This is a genomic window from Mycobacterium sp. E2462, from assembly GCF_001672685.1.
Classification (GTDB): Bacteria; Actinomycetota; Actinomycetes; order Mycobacteriales; family Mycobacteriaceae; genus Mycobacterium.
On sequence record NZ_LZKC01000425.1, the window covers coordinates 1 to 968 of the forward strand.

Genomic DNA, 968 nt, shown 5'->3' on the forward strand with positions numbered 1-968 from the left:
CCGCGGGCGCTGGAGTCGGTGGCGTTGGTGGTGGCCGCCGAGGCGTGCTCGGCGGAACTGGTCGACCGGTGGGCGCCGGGGCGGGTGATGACCAACGCCTACGGGCCGACCGAGACCACGATGTGCGTGGCGGTCAGCCCGCCGCTGCGCGCCGGGACGGGAACACCGCCGATCGGTGCGCCGGTGCCCGGGGCGGCGTTCTTCGTCCTGGACCGGTGGCTGCGGGCGGTGCCCGTGGGCACCGTCGGCGAACTGTACGTGGCCGGGCGCGGACTGGGCGCCGGCTACCTGCGCCGCCCGGGGTTGACCGCGTCGCGCTTCGTGGCATGCCCGTTCGGCGAGCCCGGCCGGCGGATGTATCGCACCGGAGATCTGGTGCGATGGCGCGCCGACGGGCAGCTGGACTATTTGGGCCGCGCCGACGAACAGGTCAAGATCCGCGGCTACCGCATCGAACTCGGGGAGATTCAGGCTGCGCTGGCCGCCGTGGACTCGGTCGACCAGGCCGTGGTCGTCGTGCGCGAGGACCGCCCCGGCGACAAGCGCCTGGTCGGTTACGTCACCGAGTCCGCGCCGGGCGCGCTCGACGTGCAGGCCGCACGGGCGGGGCTGCGAGAGACGTTGCCGCCCTTCATGATTCCGGCAGCCCTCGTCGTGATCGACGCGCTGCCGTTGACGGTCAACGGCAAGCTGGACACCCGCGCGCTGCCGGTGCCGGCCTACCGCGACGCCGACTACCGCGCCCCGGGCACCGACCTGGAACGCCTCCTCGCCGAGGCCTACGCCGAGGTGCTGGGCCTGGATCGAGTGGGACTCGACGACTCCTTCTTCGACCTCGGCGGCGACTCGTTGTCCGCGATGCGCCTGATCGCCACCCTCAACAAAACCCTGGGCGCCCACCGGTCGACCAGTTCCGCCGAGCACGCCTCGGCGGCCACCACCAACGCCACCGACTCCAGCGCCCGCGG

The 968-nt window shown here is 73.2% G+C and carries 1 protein-coding gene; it reads left to right on the plus strand.

The window, feature by feature from the left end:
- Positions 1-968 (plus strand): non-ribosomal peptide synthetase (locus tag A5714_RS21835; RefSeq protein WP_156745579.1); only part of this gene is annotated, 968 nt, incomplete at both ends.